Annotated in this window: 2 protein-coding genes; both read right to left on the reverse strand. The window is 73.0% G+C overall.

The annotated features are described in order from the left end of the window. The coding region (locus AB0N07_RS52300; protein WP_365848207.1) for an amidase family protein at nt 1-329 on the reverse strand (329 nt) is incomplete at its 3' end. A gap of 8 nt (nt 330-337) precedes the next feature. Beyond that, nucleotides 338-634: an Asp-tRNA(Asn)/Glu-tRNA(Gln) amidotransferase subunit GatC gene (gene gatC / locus AB0N07_RS52305; RefSeq protein WP_002854348.1), complete on the reverse strand. Its 297-nt coding sequence runs from the start codon at nt 632-634 to the stop codon at nt 338-340. Nucleotides 635-1,012: the final 378 nt, after the last annotated feature.

The following is a 1,012-nucleotide window of genomic DNA, read 5'->3' on the forward strand; positions in this document are numbered from 1 at the left end:
ACGATGTTGTCCTTCACGGCCACGGGCACGCCGGCCAGCGGGTGCAGGGCGTCGGCCTCGGGGCCGCCGGCGGCGCGGATCGCGTCCACCTCGGCGGCGACGGCGAGGGCCTCGTCCGTGTTCACGTGGAGGTAGGCGCGCACGCCGCGGTCGCCGTCGGCGTCGGCGCGCACGTCGCCGTCGTGGGCCGCGATGCGGTCCAGGTGGGCCTGGACGAGCTCCACGGAGGTGGTGGTGCCGGCGCGCAGGCGCTCGGCCATCTGCAGCGCGGTGAGCCGGACGAGCTCGTCGGCGCCGAGGGTCGCGTTCACGTCGAACGTCTCGGTCATGGGGGTGATCACTCTCCGTCCAGGATGGCGGGGACCTTGAACTGGCCGTCCTCGGAGTCCGGCGCCTGGTCGAGGGCCTCCTCCTGCGTGAGCATGCCGGCCGGCACGTCCTCCCGGAACACGTTCTCCAACGCGATGGGGTGGGACGTCGGCGTCACGTCGTCGCCCGCGGCGGCCTGGACCGCGGAGACGTGCTCCAGGATCTTCTCCAGGTCGCCGGACATCGTGTCCAGTTCCTCGTCGGTCATCCGGATGTGGGCCAGGCGAGCCAGATGCTCCACCTGATCCCGGGTGATCTCAGGCATGGATCTCCTCGTGTGACGGGTCGGGGCGGGGTGGACGACGCCGGCGCGGCGGCGGCCACATCGGGGTCGAGTCTAGTGCCGGGGCCTGCCCGGCCGCCGCCACCGCTTCGAGGCGGGAGATCCACCCCACCGCGGCGCTCCGGGCCCGCATGACAGGGATTTCCCGCCCCGAATGGGGTCCCGGTGCCGATGTCCCGCCCGGGGTCAGTCCAGCGCGAGCCGGTAGACGAGGAACGGGCCGGTCTCGTCGGCCGGGTCGAGGTCCGGCACCACGTCCGCGAGGAGCCAGTCCCGCTTCGGGACGCGCACGAAGCCGGCGCGCTCGTACATCCGGTGGGCGTCGGTCATGGAGGGCATGGTGGTCAGCACGACGGCGTC

Source organism: Streptomyces sp. NPDC051172 (genome assembly GCF_040682555.1).
Classification (GTDB): Bacteria; Actinomycetota; Actinomycetes; order Streptomycetales; family Streptomycetaceae; genus Streptomyces.

What these genes read in the sequence shown, in the direction of transcription:
- gatC (WP_002854348.1), bottom strand. Translation starts at nt 634, where the DNA reads ATGCCTGAGATCACCCGGGATCAGGTGGAGCATCTGGCTCGCCTGGCC.